Origin of the sequence: Aeromicrobium sp., from assembly GCF_047606445.1 — a bacterium.
Lineage (GTDB): Bacteria > Actinomycetota > Actinomycetes > Propionibacteriales > Nocardioidaceae > Aeromicrobium.
Window position 1 is genome coordinate 1 of sequence record NZ_JASGEK010000030.1, and the last position, 23,064, is coordinate 23,064.

Sequence of the window (23,064 nt, forward strand, 5' to 3'; positions counted from 1 at the left end):
ACCAGACCCAGCTCATGGGACTCCGGCAACGCCTCCACCAACGACGTCACCGCCGCCCGAGCCGCCTCGAAACGCACACCCGGCGCGTCGTCGGCCAACATCGACGCCGACGCGTCCAACACGACCACCGTCGGCACCGACGGAACCTCCGACACCGGCTCCCCACCCGACGCCCGCTCCTCCGTCCCACCACCGCACGCCGACAACGCCAAGACCACGACGACCAGAACAACGACTCTCCGCACCATCCACCACGACATACGAAGACGCTAGAGGGACGCTCCCCCCCCCGTCAATGGGGAGAACTCCCCCACTGACGCCCCCACTGACGCGCCGAGACGCCCGGACTCCTCACGGGTCCGGGCGCCTCGAGGTGCTGCGGTCAGGTCGTGCGGCGCTGGCGGGCGTGGCGGAACACCACGGCGCCGACGCTGGCGGCGAGCACCGCGACCATCAGGAGCGCCAGGGCCGCTCGCAGACCGGTGGTCGGCAGCCAGCCGTCGTCGTCAGGGTCGCTCGTCGCGGGCGCCGGCGTGCCCGGCACGTGCGACTCCCCGTCGCCGGTGATCGCCGTCTCCCCGTCACGGCTCGAGGTGCCGGTCGCGGTGGCGACGTTGTCCACCGATCCGTCCTCCAAGTCATCGGCCGTCACGGCATAGGGGTCCGCGCTGAACTCGACGCTGCTGCCCGGACGCAACCGGTCGACCGACTCCGGGGTCAGACCGGTCAGCTTCGGGTCGCTCACCGTGACATCGGTCAGCGTGATGTTGCCGGTGTTCGTGGCGACGAAGCCGTAGGTCACCGACTCCCCGACGTCGGCCAGACCGTTGTCGTTCGCGTCGTCCAGCACCGCAGTCTTCACCAGTTCCAACGCCGGATCGGCCTCCGGCAGCTCGGTGAACTCGTGCTCGTCCGGGTCGGAGACGAACTCCTGGCCGCCGGGCACCGTGCCGCGAGCCAGTGCGGTGTTGAGGATCTCCCCGGCGTCCACATCGTCTTGGGTGACGACGTACGGCGCGCTGATCGTCCCGGTCTCCCCGGGGGCCAGGTCGACCGAGGCCGGGGCGAAGTCCGACACCATCTCGTCGGTCACGGCGACCCCCGCGAGCGTGACGTTGCCGGTGTTCTCCAGCGCGAAGGAGTAAGTGATCGTCTCGCCGACGCCGGCCACCCCGTCGCCGTCGGCGTCGTCCAGCGAGGCGCTCTTGTCGATGGTCAGACCCGGATCGGCCTCGGCCATCGGCACCGTGACGATCTCGCTGGGCGACGACTCGCGCTCGGTGCCGCCCGCGCTGAACGCGGCGGTCGCCTGGTTGGTCACATAGCCGCGGTCCACGTCGTCCTGAGTCACCGTGTAGGTGGCGGTGAAGACCTGGGATTCGTCGGGTCCGAGGTCGACTGGATCGGGGCTGATCGCCGACAGGCCCGACAACGGATCGGCGACCGTGACGTTCTCCGCCGTGGCCGCTCCGTGGTTGGTGACCTCGAAGGAGTAGGTGATGACGTCGCCCGCGTCGCCGCGGTCGGCCGCGCCGTCGTCGGTGGTGATGTCGGCGGACTTCTCGATGGTCACGAGCGGGTCGGGGTCCTCGCCGTCGACGAGATCGTCGTCAGGCTCCGAGGTGACCGGTCCGCCGGGCGTGCCCGACGGCGGGGTGCCCGTCGCCGTGGCGGTGTTGGCGACGCCGCCGGCGTCGACATCGGCCTGCGTCACCGTGTAACTGGCGGTGAACTCCTGCGAGGCGCCGGGGGCCAGCGTGGCCGTGGCGGGATCGAGGCCGGAGACCTTCGCGTCGTCGACGGTCACGTCGGTCAGCGTGACGTTGCCGGTGTTGGTCACCACGAAGGTGTACTCCAGCACGTCGCCGAGGTTCGCGACGCCGTCGCCGTTCTGGTCGTTCGTGAACTCCGACGACTTCTCGATGGTCAGCGACGGGTCGCGCGGCGGGCCGGGGACGATCACGACGTCGGGGTCGGAGACGACCTCGCCCGCGTCCGGGTCGGTGCCGCGGACGGTGGCGGAGTTGTCCACCTGACCGGCGTCGACGTCGGCCTGCGTCACCGTGTAGGGGTCGGAGGTGAAGGTGTGGACCTCGCCGATGCCCAGGGTGGCGAGCGGATCGGGGGTGATCCCGGTGACCCGCGGGTCGGTGACCGTGACGTCGCTCAGCGCGGCGTTGCCGGCGTTCTCGACCTCGAAGGAGTAGGAGATGGTCTCGCCGACGTCGGCGTAGCCGTTGCCGTTCACATCGTCGAGCTCGGCTTCCTTGTCGATCAGCAGCTCGGTCGAGACGGCGTTGGCGAGGGTCACCGCATGGTCCTCGGCCTCGCCGCTGGTGCTCATGCCGGTCGGGCTCTCCACGGCGGCGGCGTCCGCGCCGATGCGCAGGCGCATGTAGGAGGGCGCCGACCGCAGGTTCGTGGCGGTGCTGGGGATCGTCCACGACAGGTCCGCCGTGCTGTCGGTCCCGGTGCAGGGAACGACGCCGGACGCCTCGCCCGCGTCGAAGGCACCGTCGACGTTCCAGTCGATCCACCCCTGCACCTGACCGTTGGAACAGGCCACGGTCTGCGTGTGGGTCGAGCCGACGGTGATCGGGATGTCGGCCAGCGTGCCGACCGCGTCCTCGTCGGAGCCGTCGGCGGCCTGGGTGGCCGACTCGGCGTCGATGGTCGCGCCCAGGCGGGTGGTGACGACGGGGGTGGCCAGCGGATAGGAGCGCCCGACGACGTTCGTGCCCTCGGCCAGCGGTTGCGTGCTGGCATAACTCGGGGCGTACAGGTGCCCGGCCTCGCCATAACTCGACGGGGCGTCGCCGAAGTCCGAGGACAGCACGACGCCGATCGCCATCGCCGAGGCGCCTGCGGGCGAACTGACGGTGATGTCGCCCGAGGTGGCCCCTTCCATGAACATCACCGAGGTGGGACCGCCTGCGCTGCCACAATGGTTGCCGACGGCCCCCATGTCTCCGTACAGCCTCAACTGGTTGTCCGCGTCGATGATCGCCGTGGTGTCGTACGCGCAGGTGCCGCCCGCGAAGAAGTCGATGGCGTGCCAGGTGGCGGGGGTGCTCGGACGCATCGCGATGTGCTCCAGCGGACCCGAACTCTGCTCGGCCTCGGCGATCACGAGGCCGGCCGGCTCGACCGGGACGCCGCCGAGCGTCACCGAGCAGCTCACCGTGCTGGTGACCGTGTGCTGGAGGACCCGCAGACCCGTGATGAGGGAGTTGGAGGTGCCGGTTCCGCCGATGTTGTAGAGGTTGTCGAGTCCCGAGCCGGTGTAATTGCCCGGGTTGAAGGCCGTCATCGTCGGGTCGCCGCCACCCTCGCGGGTGAGCGACCCGAGGGTGCAGGTGGTCACCAGCGCCTGGTCGGCGACGGTGCGGGTGTTCGTCTTGGTCACACCGTCGTCGGAGATCGTCGACCCGTTCGTCCCCCACTCGAACCAGTCGATCGAGTCCCGGTAGAGGCCGGAGCCGCCGGTGGCGTAGCGCGCCTCAGCGGTGAGGGGTGAGATCAGCGTCAGCGCGGCGCCGAGCACCGCCGCCAGAACGGCCGAAAGGAACAGGGGGGGGGGTCTTCATCAGATCATCCTTGAGCTCTCACAGGAACACGCCTTTCGGACCGACATGCTGAGAGAACTATAACAGACGAGACGCCCGCGTGTCTCTCACCCGTCCCTTCACCCGCCGGGCGGGTCAGAGCAGATCCTTGAGCTCCTTCGGCAGCTCGAAGTCGGCCGCCCCGCCGGGACCGCCGAAACCGAAGGCGTCGGCTCCCCCGGCCGCGGGCTTCTTGCCCTCGCGGGCCGCCTTGGCCTCGGCAGCGCGCTTGGCCGGGTTGCCCGAGCCGCGCTTGTTCCTCTTCTTCTGCGGCTTCTGGCGGGCGGCGGCGCGCTTGCCCGGCATGCCGGGCATCCCAGGAGCGCCCGGCAGACCTGGCATGCCTCCGTGCCTGGCCATCTGCTGCATCATCTTGGAGGCCTCGAAGAACCGGCTGACCAGCTGGTTGACGTCGCTGACCTGGGTGCCCGAGCCCTTGGCGATGCGGGCGCGGCGCGAGCCGTCGATGATCTTGGGGTTCTCGCGCTCCTTCGGGGTCATCGAGCGGATGATCGCCTTGACCTTGTCGAGCTCGCGGTCGTCGAGGCTGTTGAGCTGCTCCTTGAACTGGCCCATGCCCGGCAGCATGCCGAGCATCTTGGACATCGAGCCCATCTTCTGCAGGGCCTCGAGCTGGCCGAGGAAGTCGTTGAGGGTGAAGGAGCCGCCCGCGAGCTTCTCGGCGGCCTTCGCGGCCTCCTCGGCGTCGAAGGCCTTCTCGGCCTGCTCGATCAGGGTGAGGACGTCGCCCATGTCGAGGATGCGCGAGGCCATCCGGTCGGGGTGGAAGACGTCGAAGTCGGTGAGCTTCTCGCCGGTGGAGGCGAACATGATCGGCCGGCCGGTGACCTGGCGGACCGAGAGGGCCGCGCCGCCGCGGGCGTCGCCGTCGAGCTTAGTCAGCACGACGCCGGTGAAGTCGACGCCCTCGGCGAAGGCGTTGGCGGTCTGCACCGCGTCCTGGCCGGTCATCGCGTCGATGACGAACAGGACCTCGTCGGGGTCGACGGCCGCGCGGATGTCGGCGGCCTGTCTCATCAGCTCGGCGTCGATGCCGAGGCGTCCGGCGGTGTCGACGACGACCACGTCGTGCAGGGTGCGGGCGGCCTCGGCCACGCCGGCCTTGGCGACCGCGACCGGGTCGCCGACGCCGTTGCCCGGCTCGGGGGCGAAGACGGTGGCTCCGGCCTGCTCGCCGACGACCTGCAACTGGGTGACGGCGTTGGGGCGCTGGAGGTCGGCGGCCACCAGCATCGGGGAGTTGCCCTGCTCTTTGAGCCAGCGCGCCAGCTTGCCCGCGAGCGTCGTCTTGCCGGCGCCTTGCAGACCGGCGAGCATGATGACCGTCGGCGGGTTCTTGGCGAACCGGATGCGCCGGGTCTCGCCGCCGAGGATGCCGACGAGTTCCTCGTTGACGATCTTGACGACCTGCTGGGCCGGGTTCAGCGCTTTGCTGACCTCCTCGCCCTGGGCCCGCTCGGTGACGGCGGCGGTGAACTCGCGCACGACGGGCACAGCCACGTCGGCTTCGAGCAGCGCGAGGCGGATCTCGCGGACGCTCGCGTCGATGTCGGCGGGGCTGAGCTTGCCTTTGCCGCGCAGCGAGGAGAAAGCGGACTGCAGGCGGTCTTGGAGAGAGTCGAACATGATGCGGTCACCCTACTACCGAGGGCTCGGGCCACCCTCCCCCGCAACGTCGCCGTCAGGCCACATCCGACGTGTCAGCCAGAATCCGGCGCCCGCGCCGACGGCGTTCAACAGGACGTCGTCGATGTCGAAGGAGCCGCGCATGGTCAGCAGCTGGGCCAGTTCCAGACAGAAGAGGGCCGCCACGACGGTTCCGACGAACACCGTGAACTGCCGCTGCCGTACGAACAGCGCGGGCAGGAAGTACCCCAGCGGCGCGAAGCCGACGAGGTTGCCCACGAGGTAGGCGCCGTCGCGGGCCGCCCCGTCGCCGGCGAGGATCGCCCCGATCTGGTCGGCGATGCTCCACAACGGCACGAGGTTCCAGCCGTTGGCGACATAGGCGGTCCAGCGATCCCACGTCAGCCCGCCGACCATGACGTTCTGGCCGCGGTCGGCGTTCGGGAGGATCAGCAGGAACAGCAGCGCCAGGAGGTAGCAGGCGAACAGGACCAGCAGGACCGTTCGCTGGCGGGTCGGCATCGGGTCAGTCGAGCAGGGCGTCGACGAAGCCCTCGGCCTCGAAGGGCGCGAGGTCGTCGGGGCCCTCGCCGAGGCCGACGAACTTGACCGGGACGCCGAGCTCGCGCTGGACGGCGATGACGATGCCGCCCTTCGCGGTGCCGTCGAGCTTGGTCAGGACGATGCCGGTGACGTCGGTGACCTCGCCGAACACGCGCGCCTGGGTGAGGCCGTTCTGGCCGGTGGTGGCGTCGATGACGAGCAGCACCTCGGTGACCGGGGCCTGCTTCTCGACGACCCGCTTGACCTTGCCCAGCTCGTCCATGAGCCCGGCCTTGGTGTGCAGGCGGCCGGCGGTGTCGACCAAGACGACGTCGGCGCCGGAGTCGATGCCGGTCTTGACCGCGTCGAAGCCGACGCTGGCCGGGTCGCCGCCCTCGGGGCCGCGCACGACCTGGGCGCCGACGCGCTCGCCCCAGGTCTGGAGTTGGTCGGCGGCGGCGGCGCGGAAGGTGTCGGCCGCGCCGAGCACGACGGTCTTGTCCTCGGCGACGAGCACCCGGCCGAGACGGCCGACGGTGGTGGTCTTGCCGGTGCCGTTGACGCCGACGACGAGCGCGACCCCGGGCTTGCCGTCGGCGCCCTGGACTTTCAGCTCGCGGTCGAGGTCGGGATTGACGAGGGCGATCAGCTCGGCGCGCAGGATCTCGCGGGCGCGGGCCGGATCGGAGGAGCCCTCGACTTGCAGGCGGGTGCGGAGCTTCTCGACCAGTTCGGTGGTCGGGCCGATGCCGACGTCAGCGGCCAGCAGCGTCTCCTCCAGCTCGTCCCAGGCGGCCTGGTCGAGGTCGGCGCGGCCGATGATGGCCAGCAGGCCCTTGCCGAAGGTCGAGTTGGACCGGGCCAGGCGGGCGCGCAGCCGGACGAGGCGCCCGGCCGGGAGGTCGACCTCCGGCTCGGGCTCGGGCTGCGGTTCCGGCGAAGGCTCCTCGCCCTCTTCCTCGCCTGCGGGCTGGGGCGGCGTGGGCGGCAGCGCCTTCTTCTCCGCTGACGGCAGCTCGGCCCGACGCCGGACCACCACCACCGCGACCCCCACCGCCCCCAACAGGACAGCCGAGACACCCAGAATCACCAGCAACGTCGTCATGAGTCCACCCTAGAGGTAGCGCTCCCCGCGCCCGTCAGCCCAGCGCGCTCACAGCGCGTCGATGAGATCCCGGACCAGCTGCGACGACGTGATGTGCCGCTCCTGAGCGACTTGCTTGAGCTTCTCGCGGCGCTCTGCGTCAAGCCGCAAGGTGAACGGCCTCGCCTCGGCGCCGACGCTGATGGGGCGTCCCGGCACAGACTTCCCGAATTTCCAGCCAGGAAATCCCGCCTCCGCCTCCGTACCCCAACGTTCGATGTCCTCATCGGTGAACGCGGTACCGTCCGCGGCAGTGTGCTCAGCCATGATCTCTACCTCCTCAATCCGACTTCACGGAGAACTTTCGTGGTGGCCTTCATCGCATGGAAGATGAGCCAACAGTCAGGCCCATCATTGACGGCGACGTACTGGAGCAGACGACCTCGACCGTCAGTGCCCACACCCACCCATTGAGGCGGGAAGCCTGTGCCTTCTCGAGGCATCGAACGCAACGTGTTCTCAAACGCGGCGATCACATCGTCATCTTCGACGTCTGGGTGGTTCACCCTCACCCGAGGATGGACTCGGATCTCCACACCAGCCTCCCGACACTGAATGTACTCAAACACCGTAGTACATAAGTCAGGAATGCGGTAGACCTCGCTCAGCCCAGCGTGAGAACTCGCTCGCAGCGGGCGAGGACGCGGGGGTCGTGGGAGATGAGGATCAGGGTGTGGGTGGGGGCGAGGGTCATCACGTCGTCCATCAACGCCTCGGCGAGCGGGGCGTCGAGGTGCTCGGTGGGCTCGTCGAGGATCAGCACGCGGTGACGGCCGAGCAGCAGCCGCGCCAGGGCGAGGCGCTGCCGTTCGCCGCCGGAGAGCCAGTCGCCCTGCTCGCCGACCATGCGGTCGAGGTCGAGCGACAGGCCGACGCGGGCCATCACGGCGTCCAACTCCTCGTCGGTCGCGTCGGGACGGGCGATCCGCAGGTTCTCCCGGACGGTCGTGTCGAAGACGGCGTCGTCCTGCGTGAGCAAGCCGACCACACGGCGCGCCTCGGCGGGGTCGAGTGTGGTCAGGTCGACCCCGCCGAGGCGGATCTGTCCGTCGCGCGGGGCGACGAAAGCGGTGAGGGTCAGGCCGAGAGTGCTCTTGCCGCCGCCGCTCGGACCGCTGACGCCGACCACCTCACCGGGCGCGATCTGAGCGGTCAGGCCGACCACGAGGTCGTGGTCCCAGCCGACCACCGCGACCTCGGTCAGCGAGAGGGTCGGATCGACGTCGTCAGGCAGCGTGCCCGCGCCCGGGGCGACGGCCGGAGGCGAGGCCAAAAGCGCGGCGAGCCGGGCCTCGGCGGCCTCCACCGCCGGGCGACGGCGCTCGGCGTCGGCCACCGGGTCGAGGGCGTCGGCCACGGCGAGCGGGGCCAGCAGCACGACGGCGGCGAAGGGACCGGTCAGCAGACCGTCGCCCAGCGAAGGCCCGATCGCCAGACCGACGCCGACGGTCGCGAGCGCGACGAGGGCCAGCACCACCGCTCCCCCGAGTCCGCCCGCCTGGGCGCGACGCCGGTCCGCACGGGCGTTCTCGGCGATGGCGGCTCACGCGGCGAACTCCTGCGCCGACCGCACCGCCTCGGTCACCTCGGCCGACAACTCCGGCATGACCGCCCGGCCGTCGGACCACCGCGGACCCTGCCAGCGCAGCACGCCGAGGGTCAGCGCGGCCTGCGCGGCGACCACCAGACCAGCGAGCGGGTCGAGCCACAGCGCCACGACCGTCACCACCACAGCCACGGTCAGCGCCGACCACCAGGGCAGACGAATCCGCAGCAGGCGGTCCTGCGCGGTCTCGACGGCCTCGACCGCCTGGCGCACGACGTCGCCGTGACGCCGTCCATCGAGCCCGTGCGGCACGCGCCGCGCGACCGCCCGGTACACCTCGATCCGGGTGGCGAGGGCGTCGCCTAGATGAGTGATTCCAAGGGGTGTCAGTGGTCGTAGGCGGTCAGGGATCGTAGGACGGGCGCGTCGATGCGGTCGTTGTGCCAGATCGCGGTGGTGAGGGCGAGGACTCGGGCAGCCACGCGGGCGCAGACGCCGGCGATGGTGCGTCCGCCGTGGCGTTCGAGGCTGAGTTGGCCTTTGAAGGTGTCGTTGACTGACTCGATGACCTGGCGTAGCGGTTTGAAGAACTCCTGGCCGGGACGTGGTTCCTCTCCTCGGCGTGCGGGGCGGAGCAGGTCGATGCCGGCCTCGGCCACGCTGGCCTCGAACTCGCGGCCGTTGTAGCCCTTGTCGGCCAGGGTGACCTGTCGTCTGATCTGCTCGGCGATGTCGTGGCGGTGCGCGAGCGCGGGGTTGTTCGTGATGAGGGTCTCGAAGACCTCACGTTCGTTGGCTTTCGCTCCGGTCAGCGCCCACGCGACAGGCAGACCGTGCAGGGTGGTGACCAGGTGCAGACGCAGGCCCCAGAAGAAGCGTGAGTGCGAGGCGCAGTAGCCGTACTCGGCCCACCCGGCCAGCTCGGAGCGCTTCACGGTCTCCCGAGAGCGGCCGCACTCGACAGGGGTCGAGTCCGCGACCCGCACGTCATCGGTGTGGACGCTGGTCTGGGCTGCGAGCTCGCTGACCAGCCACGCCATCGTCGTCGCGAGCGCGCGTAGCCGTTTGTTGAACCCTGACTGGCCGGTCAGATCGGGGAACATCCCGATCAGGTGCGTATGCGCGTAACGCAGGAAGTGGCGCTCGCTGTCGTAGCCCAGCAGAGCGCTGATCACGGCGAGGGTGACGATCTCGGCGTCGTTCAGCGCGGGCTGGATCCCCACCTTCGGACGTGCAGGCACGCGTTCGGGATGAGCGCGGAACAGGTCGTCTGCGGTGACGTAGAGCGCGGTGTCCAGGTCGGCGTCCATCGTGGGGTCCTTCGGGCTCGGCGTCAGGAACAAGCAACGCTGAGTCTGGACACCCTGGACCGTCTCACCACCAAGGCACGCCGAGCACACACCCCTTGGAATCAATCATCTAGGCCGCACCCAGTGAGGCTCCCCTTCCCTCCACGGAGGGAAGAACACTGACCAAAGTGCTACAGATTGGCTACACTCAACCCATGAGCACGATCAGCCAGCGCGAGATGCGCAACGAAAGCGGACGCGTACTGCGCGACGTGGAGCATGGTGCGTCTTTCACGATCACCCGTCACGGAACACCAGTCGCACGCATCGTCCCGTACGAGCCGGAGAGCCTCCCGGCCCTACGACCAGCGCGCCAGCCAGCGGTCTTCTCCGTTGACGATCTAGTCGCCTCCGACATCTCCTCGGAGGAGATCCTCGCGGACCTCCGTGACGAACGATGACCACCTGGTACCTCGACACATCCGCCGCGCTCAAACTCGTGCTCACCGAGGCGGAGTCGCCCGCGCTCATCGGTGCCATCACCGCCGAAAAACCCCGACTCGTCGCCTGCCAGCTCCTGGAGACCGAGGTGCGCCGCGCGGCACATCGCGCCTCACCCCTCGATCAACAACTGGCGACCTCGCTCCTCGACCGGATCGACCTCTACCAGGTCACGCCCGCCGTCCTCAGCCACGCGGGACTGCTCCCCGGTGAACACCTTCGGTCCCTCGACGCCATCCATGTGGCCGCCGCCGTCGCCATCGGCGTCGATCATCTCGTGACCTACGACCACCGGATGGCCGACGCGGCCCGCTCGGCGGGCATCAGCGTTCTCCAGCCATCATGACCCCTCTCACGACACCGCTCTCCTACCCCGCGTAGTAGATTGGCGGCATGGCACGCCCGACCTCGACCCGTCCCGGGGAGCTGGAACGCTCTGTGATGAACGTCCTGTGGGACGCCGACGGACCCTTGCTCGTGCGGGAGGTGCAGGAGGCCCTGAACGAGCGCGACCTCGCCTACACGACCGTCATGACTGTGCTCGACCGGCTCGGCGCGAAGGGCATGGTCGAGCGCGAGCGTGACGGCCGCGCCTACCGCTACACCCCGGCCCAGTCGCGCGAGTCGGCCACCGCCGAGCTGATCGACGCCGCCCTCGACGCCTCCGGCGACCGCACCTCGGCGCTGGTCCACTTCGCCCGCACCGTCGACCCGGAGGAGGCGGCCGCCCTGCGCCGGGCGCTCGACCAGCTGTGATCCCGCTGCTGCTGGCCCTCATCGGACTGGCCCTGGCGCTGCCGGTCCCGGCGCTGCTGGCCCGCATGTCGTGGCCGTACCGCTCCCCCGCCGCCGGATCGTCATGTGGCAGTCGCTCGCCCTCGCGGCGATCCTCGCGACCTCCGGCGCCGGCCTGTCGACGGCGCTCTGGCTCGTCTCCCACGACGATCCGCCGCTGTGGCGGGTCGTCGCGCATGTCGCGGTGCTGGCGATCGGCGTGCTCGTGTGGGCACGCTTCTGGTGGGCGGTCTGGACGGTCTGGCGACGCACCGAGGAGCGCCGTCGCCGTCAGCGCGAGCTGGCCGACCTGCTCGGCGAGTCCGACGGCACGATCCCGGCCCTGCGGGTGCTGCGCCACGACGCGCCGGTCGCCTACTGCATCCCCGACCGCACCCAGACGCGCGTGGTGCTGTCCAGCGCGACCATCGAGAAGCTCGACGCCGACGAGCTGCGCGCCGTCTTGGAGCACGAACGCTCGCACCTGTCGGCCCGACACGACCTCATCCTGGAGGGCTTCGAGTTCCTGCGCGCGGCCTACCCGAAACTGCTGCGCACCGACGCGCCGCTGGAGCAGAGCCGGGTCATGGTCGAGCTGCTGGCCGACGACGCGGCCCGCAAGGCCGCCGGCGACCGTCCGCTCGCCCGGGCCATCGTCGCGATGGCCGGCAGCGCGGCGCCCGCCGGAACCCTCGGCGCGGGCGGCGTCGCGACCATCCGCATGCGCCGCCTCACCGATCCCCCGACCCGCTGGTGGGCGACGGCGCTCGCGCTGACCATCTCGGCGGTCGTCCTCGTCGTCCCCACCGTCTTCCTCGCGATCCCCTGGATGGCCCACGCCGCCCGCGTGCTGATCGGCTGAGCGTCCGGTAGGTTCTCAGAGCGTGGACCAGCAGCCGACCGACCTCCGTCCTCTCCCGCTGTGGCTCGACCTGTTGCTGGCGGTGTTCTGCGCGCTCGTGCTGAGCGCCGTCACGCTGGTGGCGGTTCCCTTCTGGGTGTGGGCGGTCCTCGGCTTCGTCGACGGTCCGGAGATCCGGCTCTTCTACGTGGCCGAGGCGCTGCTGGCCGTCGTCGCGGCGGCCGCCTGGTTCCTCATGGTCCGCGGCGTGATGCGCGCCTTCGGCGACCCGGGCCGCCACCTCTTCGCCACCGGCCCGTTCGTCGGCGCGCTGACCTTCGTCGCCGCCTTCGTCCTGGTGTACCTGGTCGCCGTCGACCCGAAACTCGGGCTCAGCCGACGAGCGGTTCCAGGACCTCGCGGATCAGCTCGGGGACCGGGGTGACCGCACGCTCGGCTCCGGTGACGTACACGTGCACGAAGCGGCCGACGGCGGCGGGCTCGGCGTGGTCGCCCTGGAACAGCGCGATCTCGTAGACGACGCTCGACCGGCCCAGCTTGGTGACCTTCAACCCCGCCTCGACGTCGAGCGGGAAGCGCAGCTCGCGGCGGAACTGGCAGCCCGTCTCGGCGACCACCCCGTAGGCGTCGAGACGACGGATGTCCGTGCCGGTCGCCTCGATCAGATAGCCGTTGACCGCCGTGTCGAAGTAGGAGTAGTAGACGACGTTGTTGACGTGCCCGTAGACGTCCTCGTCCTCCCACCGCGTCGAGATGGTCCGGACCACCGGATAGCCGTGACGCGTTCTGGTCTGCTCGCCCATGCCGGGACCGTACCGCAGGCCCTACCGCACGAGCTCGCTTCCGTCAGCGGCGACCATCCGTCCCGTAGCGACCAAGATGACGTCGACCAGCGACCAAATACCGCAGCCCCCAGCAGTCAACAACTTGGCGACGCCCAACCCGGTGTAACCCAAATAGAAGCGATCGAGACCCAGCCCACCACCAAAGATCGACAGCAACAACGCCACGATGAACTGCTTGTCACCACCAGGCCGGAACAACCCCGGCACCTCGACCGCCGAGAACCACTGCCCACCGTTACGCGACACCTGCGTGTGTCGATACACACGGCCCGCGACCGCCTGCGCCTTCAAACCCTCGGCGTCGTACGGGCCGACGGCCTCCCCCATCACGACGATGTGGTACTGACCCTCCGGAACCTCTGACGCTTCACCGCTGGAAAGCGCGGCGCGCAGAGGGCGTACGGCTGTCCACTTCGAGGCCCACATCATCCAGACGATGGTTCCCACCAACGTCAGCAGCGCCATCCCGGTCGATATCGGCGCTGGAATGCCACCGAAAGGCCCGCCACGACCGAACAGATACTGTGCGAGGTAGCCGAGGTCGAAGAAACCCAACGGGCCGAAATCACCGAAGTAATAGTCGCTCGTTCCGAGCAGGTAGTTCGCCTTGTCAAACCTCGTCAAGATCGGCAATACCAACAGCGGGGCGACCAACAGGTGATAGACCACGACACCGACCAGAATCGTCGGCACCGTGTGAGCCCGCCACGTCCAGGACCCCAGCGCTGCCGCGACCAACAGACCGACCATCACGACTGAGATCGCGCACTGCACCGCGTACGCGGTGTCATCATCCTCAAGCCGCCAGTCGATCAAGCTGCCGTAAAGAGAGGCGAGATACACGACCATGACGGGGACGCATAGCGCCGTCAACACCCAGCGAGCGCCTGCGGGCATGGTCTCCTCGGGATTCTCGTCCAGCCCAGTGGAGTCGTCCCATCCGGATTCATCGTCGGCCGCCTGCGTCATGCGCCGAATTCAATACCCCCCCGGCATGTCAAATCTTCAAAGGCACAAACGGCCGAGCGCTGTCCGACGCTCGACAGCGGATCACTTCGAGGTTCGCAGAACCGCCCCTCGACGACAGGCCTACGCCGACTCCGCCTCGCGGAGGCGCTGGCTGATGACGGCCGAGACGCCGTCGCCGCGCATCGAGACGCCGTAGAGGGCGTCGGCGACCTCCATGGTGCGCTTCTGGTGGGTGATGACGATCAGCTGGGAGTTGGCGCGCAACTCCTCGTAGATCTCCAACAGGCGGCCCAGGTTGGTGTCGTCGAGCGCCGCCTCGACCTCGTCGAGGATGTAGAACGGGCTCGGCCGCGCCTTGAACAGCGCCACGAGGAACGCCACCGCGACCAGGGAGCGCTCGCCGCCGGACAGCAGCGACAGCCGCTTGACCTTCTTGCCGGGCGGACGCGCCTCGACCTCGATGCCCGTGGTGAGCATGTTCTGCGGGTCGGTGAGCACCAGCTTGCCCTCGCCGCCGGGGAACAGGCGGCTGAAGACGCCCTCGAACTCAGCGGAGACGTCGTACCAGGCCTCGGTGAAGACCCGCTCGACCGTCGCGTCGACGTCCTCGACGATGGCGAGCAGGTCGGAGGTGGTCTTCTTCAAGTCGGCCATCTGGTCCGACAGGTACTGGTGGCGCTCCTCCAAAGCGCTGAACTCCTCCAGCGCCAACGGGTTGACCTTGCCGAGCATCGCCAGGCCGCGCTCGGCGGCGCGCAGCCGCTTGCGCTGCTCCTCGCGGACATAGGGCTTGGGCTCCAGCTCCTCGCCGCCTGCGTCGAAGACGGGCACCGGAACCTCGGGTCCGTACTCGGCGACCAGCGCGTCGACCTCCAGGCCCAGCTCCTCCAGCGACCGCTCGGCCAGCGCGTCGAGCTTCAGCTTGAGCTCGGCGCGGGCCATCTCGTCGCGGTGCACCGAGTCGGTCAGCGCCTCCAACTCCTTGCCGAGCTCGCGCAGCCGTCCGCGCACCTCGCGCAGCTCGGCCTCGCCGGCGGCCTTCGACCGCTCGATCTCGGCGCGCTCGGTCGCGGCCCGCTCGATGGAGACCTCCAGATGCTCCAGCAGGCGCTCGGTCGCGGCGAGCACCACCCGTGCGACCTCGGCCTCGCGCCGACGGCGCTCCCGACGCATCGCCGCCCGACGGCGCGCCTCGCGCTCGGCCTCGGCCGCCTTCGTCAGATCGCGGACCTGCGCCTCCAACGCGCGCGCCCGCTCCTCCAGGGTGCGCAGCGAGAGCCGGGCGTCGGTCTCGGCCTTGCGCAGGTCGGAGGCGGCCTCGGCGAGGCCTTCGAGCTCGCCGGTGTCGGGCTCCTCGTCGGGAGCCGACTCCGCCTGACGCAGCCGCTCCTCCAACTCGACCAGGCCTTCGAGATCCTTCTCGCGCGCCTCTCGGGCCTTCACGATGGCGGCCTCATGGCGTTCGGCCTCGGCCGCGGCAGCCCGGGACGCCGCGCCCAGCTGGCCCAGCGACTCGGTGACCGCCGCCATCTCGGCGTCGGAGGCGTGCAGCCGGTCAAGCGCCGCCTGGACCCGCGCCTGCGCGACGTCGCGCTGCTCGACCAGACCCGTCCGCCGCTCGCGCGCCTGCTCCAGGTCGCGGTGGGTGCGCTCCAGGTCGCCGATCGCCTCGTCGACGGCCGCCTGGACCTCCAGCAAGCTCTGCTGCGAACTCGAGCCGCCGGCGGCGAAGTGCGCGCCGAGCACGTCGCCCTCACGGGTGACGGCGACGACGTCGGGAGCCTGACGCACGAGGTCGCGCGCCTGGTCGAGGTCGTCGACGACGGCGGTTTTCGCCAGCACGCGTCGCACCGCCGGACGCAGCGTCGTCGGGGCCTCGACCACGTCGAAGGCGTAGACGGCCGAGCCGGGCAGGGAGGGCCAGTCGGCGTCGTCGGCCGCTCCCCCGCCGACCAGCAGGCCCGCCTGGCCGAGGTCGTCGGACTTCAACCGCGCAATGCCGTCGACCGCCGCGTCGATCCCGTCGACCGCGACCGCGTCGGCGGCCGAGCCGAGGGCGGCGGCGACCGCGGCCTCATAGCCCGAACGCACCGTCAGCAGCGCGGCGACCGAGCCGAGCAGGCCGCTGACCTCGTCGGAGGCGGCGAGCAGCGCGCCCGCGCCGTCCTTGCGCGCCAAACCGAGTTCCAGGGCATCCTTGCGGGCGGTCAGCGCCGCCTCGTCGCGCTCCAACGTCTGAACCCGCTCGGCCAATTCCACGACCTGCGTGTCGAGTCCGAGCAGCGCGGCCTCGGCGGCCTCCAACTCCTCGTCGAGCCCCGACTCCCCCTCGGACAGCCCGTCGATGGTCGACTCCAAGGCGGTGAACTCGGCCTGGGCCTTCTCAGCGCGGGCCTTCGCCTCGTCGCGGGCGGTGGCCAGACGTCCGAGCTCGGCGTCGGCGGCCTCGGCGCGGGTGCGGATCGTGTTGACCTGGCCGGTCAGCCGGGCCAGGCCCTCCCGGCGGTCGGCGGCGGCGCGCAGCAGCTCCGCGATCCGCTTCTCCTCGGCGGCGTAGGCCCGCTCGGCCTCGCCGCGCCGGGCGACGGCCTGCTCCAGGCCCTGCTGCGCCCGCGCGACCTCGTCGGCCAGCTCCTGGTGGCGCTCACGGGCGCGGCGGGCGTCGGCGTCCAACTCGTCGGGGTCGCGGCCGTGATGAGGCTCGGCCTCGTCGGCGGCGGCCACCCGCATGCGCTCGGTCGCCAGATTGGCGGTGCCGCGCACCCGCTCGCGCGCGGCCGACAACCCGTACCAGGCCTCCTGCGCGGCGGCCAGACGCGGCGCGTCGTCGCGCAGCCGGTCCTCCAACTCGGCCTCGGCCTTGCGGGCGAAGCCCACCGCCTCCTCGGCGGCGGAGCGACGCTCCTTGAGCGCGGCCTCGTCGGCCAGCTCCGTGGCGATGACCTCGCGCGCCTCGACGATCTCGTCGGCGAGCAGCCGGGCGCGGGCGTCACGGACGTCGGCCTGGATGACGGCGGCCTTCCGGGCGACCTCGGCCTGCTTGCCCAGCGGCTTGAGCTGGCGGCGCAACTCATTGAGCACGTCGGCGAGCCGGGTCAGATTTCCCTGGGTCGCCTCCAGCTTGCGCAGCGCCTTCTCTTTGCGCTTGCGGTGTTTGAGGACGCCCGCGGCCTCCTCGATGAAGCCGCGCCGGTCCTCGGCGGTGGCGCGCAGCACCGAGTCGAGCTGGCCCTGGCCGACGATGACGTGCATCTCGCGGCCGATGCCGGAGTCGCTCAGCAGCTCCTGCACGTCGAGCAGGCGCACCGTGTCGCCGTTGATCGCGTACTCAGAGCCGCCGTTGCGGAACATCGTGCGCGAGATGGTGACCTCGCTGTACTCGATGGGCAGCGCGCCGTCGCTGTTGTCGATCGTCAGCACGACCTCGGCGCGGCCCAGCGGGGCGCGGCCGGAGGTGCCGGCGAAGATGACGTCCTCCATCTTGCCGCCGCGCAGCGACTTCGCGCCCTGCTCGCCCATGACCCAGGCGAGGGCGTCGACGACATTGGACTTGCCCGAGCCGTTCGGCCCGACGACGCAGGTGATGCCGGGCTCGAGCTCGAGGGTCGTCGAGGACGCGAACGACTTGAAGCCGCGCAGCGTCAGGCTTTTGAGGTACAAGGGCGCGTCGGGTCGGGGCGGCGGCTCAGCGGCCGACCGGCTCCAGCAGGTCGGCGGGGGTGACGGTCTCGACCCGCTCGTGAAGGGCCGCCAGGAGGCCGTCGTTCTCGGTCTTGAGCCGGGCGACCTCGGCCTCGAGGTCGGCGACGCGACGCTTCAGCAGCACCGTCTGGTGGAGCTGGGCGGTCGAGGGACCGCCGAGATGACCGACGAGGGCCTTGGCCATGATTTCTCCGGATGGGTCTCAACCTGGGCGCGTCCGGCCAACGCAGGCGGACGGGTCGGGATTTTCCCGCGTCGTCCAGTCTCGCACCTGCCCCTGGCACGGTCAAACAGGCGTCGCCTGCGACCCGCCTCAGTCCAACGGCTCGGTCCGGCCGACCCGGAGCACCCGGACCTCCAGCTCGTCGATGACGAGTCGGTCGATCCGCGCGTCGCCCACCCGCAGACGGCCGATCGCCATCGCTCCGACCGCGAGCGCGCCCACCGACAGAGCTCCCAGTGCGGCCGCGCCGACAGCCGTCGCGCCATAGGCGCCCGCCACCGTCGCGATCACGCTCTTGAGGTCGGGCTGCTGGTCGAGGCGCGGCGTCATGCGGCCATCGTGGCACGGATCACCTCCGCCGTACAGCGAGCGCCGTGAGCGGATCGTCGGTCGTCGTGGCCCTCGCCGAGCGACGACCGGCTCACGCGGGCGGGGTGAGCAGCTGCGGGGCGGCCTGGCGGAGCATGTCCTCCAGCTCCGGGCCGAGGGTGCGGGCGTAGGTGGCGGTGAGGTGGTGGCTGTCGCGGTACATCAGCACCCGGCCGGTCACCACCGGGCACACCTCGGGACCGCAGAACAGGTCGGCGGTGTCGAGGTGGACCACGCCGGGCGGCGCGGCGAGCCCCGGCGACACCGGCGCGTAGACCTCCGAGCGGAGCCGGACGCACTCGGGCGCGTCGACCGTCCGGGTCGCCGCGAGGCAGTCGGCCGGAGCGGTCTCGAAGCGCGGGTTGTCGCGCAGCGTGACGACCGTGGCGCCGAGCGAGACGATGTGCTCCAGCGCGGCGTACGTCCCCTCGTTGAGCACGTCGACGCCGCTCTTCCTCGTGAACGTGCCGAGCGTGAACACGACGTCGGGCCGCATCGCCGCCAGGGTCGTCGGCAGGCGGGCGTTCCACGCCACGCAGTCGGCGTCGCGCTGGCGGCTGTCGCCGAGCCGGCAGCTGGGCTTGGCGATGGTCACCAGGCGCCAGTTGTGCCGCTCGGCGAGGTAGAGCAGCGTCGGGTCGAACTGGTAGTCGTGCGACGCGCCCACCAGCGCCACGGTCAGCGACGGCGTCTCCGGCGCGTTCAGCTCGCAGAAGTCGACCTCCGGGTCGCCGACCTCGGAGTAGCAGCCCCGCGTGCTCGTCTCCGGCAGATCGCTCGTGACGATGTCGAGGCTCGGCGCGAGGTCGTCCAGTCCGATGCCCGGCGTCGGCGTCCGATCGCGCGGATAGGAGATGTGCAGCGACTCGACCGGGGTCTTCAACGCGACGAACTGGTCGTCGATGCGGTGCAGCACCTCGTCGCGCGCGACGGCGCTGGAGGTGACGAGGACGACGACGGCCGCCGCGACCAAGGCCACCTGGCGCGGCGCGGCGGTGACCGAGGAGACGAGCCTGCGGGTGAGCCAGGCCAGCGCCAACGACCCCGCGAGGACCAGCGCCGCGTCGGCGGCGCCGAGCGAGGACCGCCCGGTGGCGGCGAGGTAGTAGACCATGAACGGCCAGTGCCACAGGTACAGCTCGTAGGAGAGGTCGGCGACCCGCTTGAGCGGCGCCCACTCCAACAGCGCGCGCGGCGACCGACGCGCCGTCGACCCGGCTCCGACGAGCACGAGCAGCGCCCCGGCCACCGGCCAGAGCGCCGCGACTCCGGGGAACAGGCTCGCGCCGTCGAGCATGAGCCCGCAGCTGACGATGAGGCCGAGGCCGGCCCAGCCGAGCACTGCCTTGGCCCGGTCGGCGATCACCGGCGCGGTCAGCGCGAGCAGCGCCCCGGCGAGGATCTCCCACAGCCGCGCGGCGGTGTGGAAGTAGGCGACCGGCTGGTCGGCGCGGACCATCGCCACCGCGGCCGCCGCGCTCGCGACCAGCAGCGACGCCGTCACGACCGTCGCCGCCCGGCGTCCGTCCCGTCCGGCGCGCCGGGCGCACGCCCAGATCAGCACGACCGCCGCCGGCCAGGCGAAGATGAACTGCCCCTGGGCCGAGAGGGACCAGAAGTGCTGGAAGGGGCTCGTGTCGGCGCCGGCCGCCTCGTAGTCGAGCTGGCTCGTGATGAGCGCGAAGTTCTCCACGTAGAGCACCGACGCGATGGCCTCGTTCAGGGCCTGCGCGAAGGCGGTGCGGGTCAGCAGCGCCTGCCCGACGACGACCGTCGCGAGCGCGACGACCACCGCCGACGGCGCCAGGCGGCTGAACGAGCGCCGGTACTGCGCGGGCAGGTCGATCCCGTCGCCCTCGGCCCGGCGCACGAGCCCCGCGGTCAGGACGAAGCCGGAGATGACGAGGAAGACGTCGACGCCGCCGGACACCCGGCCGTTCGCGAACAGGTGGAAGGTCACGACCAGCAGCAGCGCGACGCCCCGCAGCCCGTGGACCTCCTCGATCCGCCTCATGCCTGTTCCTCCCCTCCCGGCGCCGATGGACTCAGGCGTCGATGCGGTCGCGGTCGAGCTCGTAGGCGCCCTGGACGATGAACTCCTTGCGCGGGGCGACCTCCGAGCCCATCAACAGCTCGAAGACCTCGCTGGCCTCCTCGGCGTCGTCGACGGTGAGCCGTCGCAGCGTGCGGTGGCGCGGGTCCATCGTGGTCTCGGCCAGCTGGTCGGCGTCCATCTCGCCGAGGCCCTTGTACCGCTGCACCGGGTCCTTCCACGAGACGTTCTTCTTGCGCAGCTCGGCCAGCGCGCGCTGCAGCTCGCCGTCGGTGTAGGTGTAGCGGTACTTGTCCTGGCCCTTCTTCGGATTGGACAGCTCGATGCGGTGCAGCGGCGGCACCGCCGAGTAGACCCGCCCCGCCTCGACGAGCGGACGCATGTACCGGAAGAACAGCGTGGCGAGCAGACAGCGGATGTGCGCGCCGTCGGAGTCGGCGTCGGCCATGAAGATGACCCGGCCGTAGCGGGCGGCGTCGAGGTCGAAGGTGCGCCCCGAGCCCGCGCCGACCACCTGGATGATCGACGAGCACTCGGCGTTCTTGAGCATGTCGCCGACGGACGCCTTCTGGACGTTGAGGATCTTGCCGCGGATCGGCAGCAGCGCCTGGAAGGCCGAGTCGCGGGCGCTCTTGGCGGTGCCGAGCGCGGAGTCGCCCTCGACGATGAACAGTTCGGAGCGCTCGACGTCGTTGCTGCGGCAGTCGGCGAGTTTGGCCGGCAGCGCCGAGGACTCCAACGCGTTCTTGCGACGCTGGGTGTCGCGCTGCTGGCGGGCGAGCAGGCGCGTCTTGGCCGCGCCGACGACCTTCTCCATGACCATGCGGGCCGCCGTGCGCTCGGCGGTGCGGGTGGAGGTGAGGAAGGCGGCGAGCTCGGCGGCCACGACCTTCTGCACGAGCCGGGCGACCGGCGGCGTGCCCAGCACCTCTTTGGTCTGCCCCTCGAACTGAGGCTCGGCCAGCCGCACCGTGACGACGGCGGTCATGCCCTCCATCACGTCGTCCTTGACGACGTCGGGGTCGCCGGACTTGAGCAGCCGGGTGGTGCGCAGGACCTCGTTGAAGGTCTTGGTCATGCCGCGTTCGAAGCCCTGCACGTGGGTGCCGCCCTTGGGCGTGGCGATGATGTTGACGAAGGAGCGCACGTCGCTCTCGTAGCCGGTGCCCCAGCGCAGCGCGACGTCGACGCCGAGGGTGCGCTCGACGTCTTGCGGGGTCATGTGCCCGGCGTCGTCGAGCATCGGCACGGTCTCGGTGAACGTGCCCTCGCCCTGGAGCCGCAACACCGTGGTGACGGCCTCGTCGGGCGCGAGGAAGTCGACGAACTCGGCGATGCCGCCGTCGTGCTTGAAGGACTCCTCGACGACCTCCTCGCCGCGCTCGTCGCGGATGACGATCTCCAGGCCGGGGACCAGGAAGGAGGTCTGGCGTGCCCGGCGCACGAGGTCGTCACGGGAGAACTCGGCGCCCTTGATGAAGATCTGCGGGTCGGCCCAGTAGCGCACGCGGGTGCCGGTGCGCGCTTTGGCGACCTTGCCCTTCTCGGCCAGCGGGCCGGTGGGCGCGCCGCGCTCGAAGGACATCGCCCAGGTGGCGCCGCCCTTGTCGACCTCGACCTCGAGCCGCTCCGACAGCGCGTTGACGACCGACGCGCCGACGCCGTGCAGGCCGCCGGAGGCGTCGTAGGCTCCGCCGCCGAACTTGCCGCCGGCGTGCAGCTTCGTGAAGACGACCTCGACGCCCGTCAGCCCGGTCTTCGGCTCGACGTCGACCGGGATGCCGCGCGCGTTGTCGCGCACCTCGACCGAGCCGTCGGCGTGCAGGACGATCTCGATACGGTCGCCGAACCCTGCCAGCGCCTCGTCGACGGAGTTGTCGATGATCTCCCACAGGCAGTGCATGAGACCGCGCGTGTCGGTGGACCCGATGTACATGCCGGGTCGCTTGCGCACCGCCTCGAGGCCTTCGAGGACGAGCAGATTGCGGGCGTCGTAGTCGCTGATGTCGGGTCTCCTCCGGTGTCCCACGGACTGAACACGTGTCGTGCGTCAGGGTAACGACGCGAGACGATAGCGGCCGCCGCTGACAGCGTGAACTATGTCACCACCGCCTGCGCGGAATGGGCGGGCGTGGTTGGATGTTGGTCGGCATGGACGCCCCTCTAGGAAAGCAGGTCATCGTGACGGCACTCGCTGAACGCCCCACACTGAACGCCACCGACCGCTGTGACCGGTGCGGCGCCCAGGCCTACGTCCGAGTCGAGCTGCCCGGCGGCCTGGAGCTGCTGTTCTGCGCCCACCACGCACGCGCCCACGAGGACAAGCTGCGCGACGTCGCCACGAGCATCACCGACGAGTCGAGCAAGCTCGCCGCCACCCCGGCCACCGCCGCCGACGGCGAGATCTGACGCACCCCTGACAGAGCGCCGCTGCCCGCGACCTCGGTTGTGGTCGTGGGCAGCGGCGTTCTCGGTCCCTGAGGCGCGCCCAAGCCCCGAAGGGAAAGAACCCGAGTTCACGTCCTGCCCCTTCGGAATGCACCGCTCTGGTGTGCGACCCAGAAGCTAATTGCCTACCACCGTGGCGACCCGGCTGTCATGGTAGAGCGATCCGCACCGGCTCGCTACGCCTTTTCTCGGTGCCATCACCCAACTGACCATCGGAGTTCTCTCCCCAGGCGTACACCTCACCCGAAGACGTCACCGCCAACGAATGAAGAGAAGCGGCGGAAACGGCGACCGCGTCAGAGACTCCCGACACCAGCACGGGCTCAGAATGCTGTCCTGTCCCCCTATCCGATCCCCAGGTGTACACCTCGCCGGAGGCGGTCACCGCCAACGAATGTGTCCCCGGCAGAAACCGCCACTACACCGGACCCACGACCCCGACGACGACAGCGATCTTCCCAGGAGTCCACACCCACGACGACATGCCGCGAGGCTAGAGAAAAGTTCCCCCCCCCGTCAATGGGGAGAACTCCCCCGACCGTGC

At 70.4% G+C, this 23,064-nt stretch carries 23 protein-coding genes; 6 read left to right on the top strand and 17 right to left on the bottom strand.

Going from position 1 to position 23,064, the window contains the following annotated elements:
- From QM621_RS07060 to QM621_RS07100, 9 genes are all read right to left on the bottom strand, one after another.
- A partial coding sequence (locus QM621_RS07060; protein WP_414989666.1) for a vWA domain-containing protein occupies positions 1–260 on the bottom strand: 260 nt, incomplete at its 3' end.
- 122 nt (positions 261–382) lie between these two features.
- A complete protein-coding gene (locus QM621_RS07065) occupies positions 383–3,544 on the bottom strand; it encodes a CshA/CshB family fibrillar adhesin-related protein (protein WP_414989667.1) in 3,162 nt (1,053 codons plus the stop codon).
- 157 nt (positions 3,545–3,701) lie between these two features.
- Positions 3,702–5,252, bottom strand: a complete 1,551-nt coding sequence (ffh, locus tag QM621_RS07070; protein WP_414989668.1) for a signal recognition particle protein — start codon at positions 5,250–5,252, stop codon at positions 3,702–3,704.
- 15 nt (positions 5,253–5,267) lie between these two features.
- Positions 5,268–5,774: a VanZ family protein gene (locus QM621_RS07075; RefSeq protein ID WP_414989669.1), complete on the bottom strand. Its 507-nt coding sequence runs from the start codon at positions 5,772–5,774 to the stop codon at positions 5,268–5,270.
- Between the two features lie 4 nt (positions 5,775–5,778).
- On the bottom strand, positions 5,779–6,900 hold the full coding sequence (gene ftsY, locus QM621_RS07080) for a signal recognition particle-docking protein FtsY (protein ID WP_414989670.1): 1,122 nt from the start codon (positions 6,898–6,900) through the stop codon (positions 5,779–5,781).
- Positions 6,901–6,948: 48 nt separating this feature from the next.
- Positions 6,949–7,206 (bottom strand): hypothetical protein, encoded by a 258-nt coding sequence (locus QM621_RS07085; protein WP_414989671.1) that lies wholly within the window; start codon positions 7,204–7,206, stop codon positions 6,949–6,951.
- A gap of 337 nt (positions 7,207–7,543) precedes the next feature.
- Positions 7,544–8,413 (bottom strand): ATP-binding cassette domain-containing protein, encoded by an 870-nt coding sequence (locus tag QM621_RS07090; protein ID WP_414989672.1) that lies wholly within the window; start codon positions 8,411–8,413, stop codon positions 7,544–7,546.
- Positions 8,414–8,482: 69 nt separating this feature from the next.
- Positions 8,483–8,821 carry a hypothetical protein gene (locus QM621_RS07095; RefSeq protein ID WP_414989673.1) on the bottom strand — a complete coding sequence of 113 codons (339 nt, stop codon included), beginning with the start codon at positions 8,819–8,821 and terminating at the stop codon, positions 8,483–8,485.
- Positions 8,822–8,871: 50 nt separating this feature from the next.
- Positions 8,872–9,795: an IS982 family transposase gene (locus tag QM621_RS07100; RefSeq protein ID WP_414989674.1), complete on the bottom strand. Its 924-nt coding sequence runs from the start codon at positions 9,793–9,795 to the stop codon at positions 8,872–8,874.
- A gap of 194 nt (positions 9,796–9,989) precedes the next feature.
- On the opposite strand from QM621_RS07100, the gene QM621_RS07105 reads away from it, so the two are divergent.
- The 5 genes from QM621_RS07105 to QM621_RS07125 all read left to right on the top strand — a co-directional run bounded on the left by QM621_RS07105 (position 9,990) and on the right by QM621_RS07125 (position 12,335).
- On the top strand, positions 9,990–10,235 hold the full coding sequence (locus QM621_RS07105) for a type II toxin-antitoxin system Phd/YefM family antitoxin (protein ID WP_414989675.1): 246 nt from the start codon (positions 9,990–9,992) through the stop codon (positions 10,233–10,235).
- A complete protein-coding gene (locus tag QM621_RS07110; protein WP_414989676.1) occupies positions 10,232–10,621 on the top strand; it encodes a type II toxin-antitoxin system VapC family toxin in 390 nt (129 codons plus the stop codon). The genes QM621_RS07105 and QM621_RS07110 overlap by 4 nt, the downstream gene beginning before the upstream one ends.
- A 47-nt stretch (positions 10,622–10,668) precedes the next feature.
- Positions 10,669–11,031 (top strand): BlaI/MecI/CopY family transcriptional regulator, encoded by a 363-nt coding sequence (locus QM621_RS07115; RefSeq protein ID WP_414989677.1) that lies wholly within the window; start codon positions 10,669–10,671, stop codon positions 11,029–11,031.
- 70 nt (positions 11,032–11,101) lie between these two features.
- On the top strand, positions 11,102–11,911 hold the full coding sequence (locus QM621_RS07120; RefSeq protein ID WP_414989678.1) for a M56 family metallopeptidase: 810 nt from the start codon (positions 11,102–11,104) through the stop codon (positions 11,909–11,911).
- A 22-nt stretch (positions 11,912–11,933) separates the two neighbouring features.
- Complete coding sequence (locus QM621_RS07125) at positions 11,934–12,335, top strand: hypothetical protein (protein ID WP_414989679.1); 402 nt, start codon at positions 11,934–11,936, stop codon at positions 12,333–12,335.
- On the opposite strand, the gene QM621_RS07130 is transcribed toward QM621_RS07125, so the two are convergent.
- The 7 genes from QM621_RS07130 to QM621_RS07160 form a co-directional block, all read right to left on the bottom strand.
- A complete protein-coding gene (locus tag QM621_RS07130; protein WP_414989680.1) occupies positions 12,283–12,714 on the bottom strand; it encodes an acyl-CoA thioesterase in 432 nt (143 codons plus the stop codon). The two genes, QM621_RS07125 and QM621_RS07130, sit on opposite strands and share 53 nt — an antisense overlap.
- A gap of 21 nt (positions 12,715–12,735) precedes the next feature.
- The gene (locus tag QM621_RS07135; RefSeq protein ID WP_414989681.1) at positions 12,736–13,725 is read right to left on the bottom strand and encodes an NINE protein; all 990 of its coding nucleotides are present in this window, start codon (positions 13,723–13,725) and stop codon (positions 12,736–12,738) included.
- 120 nt (positions 13,726–13,845) lie between these two features.
- Positions 13,846–17,385 carry a chromosome segregation protein SMC gene (smc, locus tag QM621_RS07140; RefSeq protein WP_414989682.1) on the bottom strand — a complete coding sequence of 1,180 codons (3,540 nt, stop codon included), beginning with the start codon at positions 17,383–17,385 and terminating at the stop codon, positions 13,846–13,848.
- A gap of 25 nt (positions 17,386–17,410) precedes the next feature.
- Positions 17,411–17,611 (bottom strand): hypothetical protein, encoded by a 201-nt coding sequence (locus QM621_RS07145; protein ID WP_414989683.1) that lies wholly within the window; start codon positions 17,609–17,611, stop codon positions 17,411–17,413.
- Positions 17,612–17,740: 129 nt separating this feature from the next.
- Positions 17,741–17,980, bottom strand: a complete 240-nt coding sequence (locus tag QM621_RS07150; protein ID WP_414989684.1) for a hypothetical protein — start codon at positions 17,978–17,980, stop codon at positions 17,741–17,743.
- Positions 17,981–18,071: 91 nt separating this feature from the next.
- Positions 18,072–20,033, bottom strand: coding sequence for an acyltransferase family protein (locus QM621_RS07155; RefSeq protein WP_414989685.1), 1,962 nt, complete (start codon positions 20,031–20,033; stop codon positions 18,072–18,074).
- 31 nt (positions 20,034–20,064) lie between these two features.
- A complete protein-coding gene (locus tag QM621_RS07160; protein ID WP_414989686.1) occupies positions 20,065–22,101 on the bottom strand; it encodes a DNA gyrase/topoisomerase IV subunit B in 2,037 nt (678 codons plus the stop codon).
- A 122-nt stretch (positions 22,102–22,223) separates the two neighbouring features.
- On the opposite strand from QM621_RS07160, the gene QM621_RS07165 reads away from it, so the two are divergent.
- Positions 22,224–22,481 (top strand): hypothetical protein, encoded by a 258-nt coding sequence (locus QM621_RS07165; protein WP_414989687.1) that lies wholly within the window; start codon positions 22,224–22,226, stop codon positions 22,479–22,481.
- 187 nt (positions 22,482–22,668) lie between these two features.
- Here the strand turns inward: QM621_RS07165 and QM621_RS07170 are convergent, their stop codons facing one another.
- Positions 22,669–22,929, bottom strand: a complete 261-nt coding sequence (locus tag QM621_RS07170) for a hypothetical protein (RefSeq protein ID WP_414989743.1) — start codon at positions 22,927–22,929, stop codon at positions 22,669–22,671.
- Positions 22,930–23,064 lie beyond the last annotated feature (135 nt).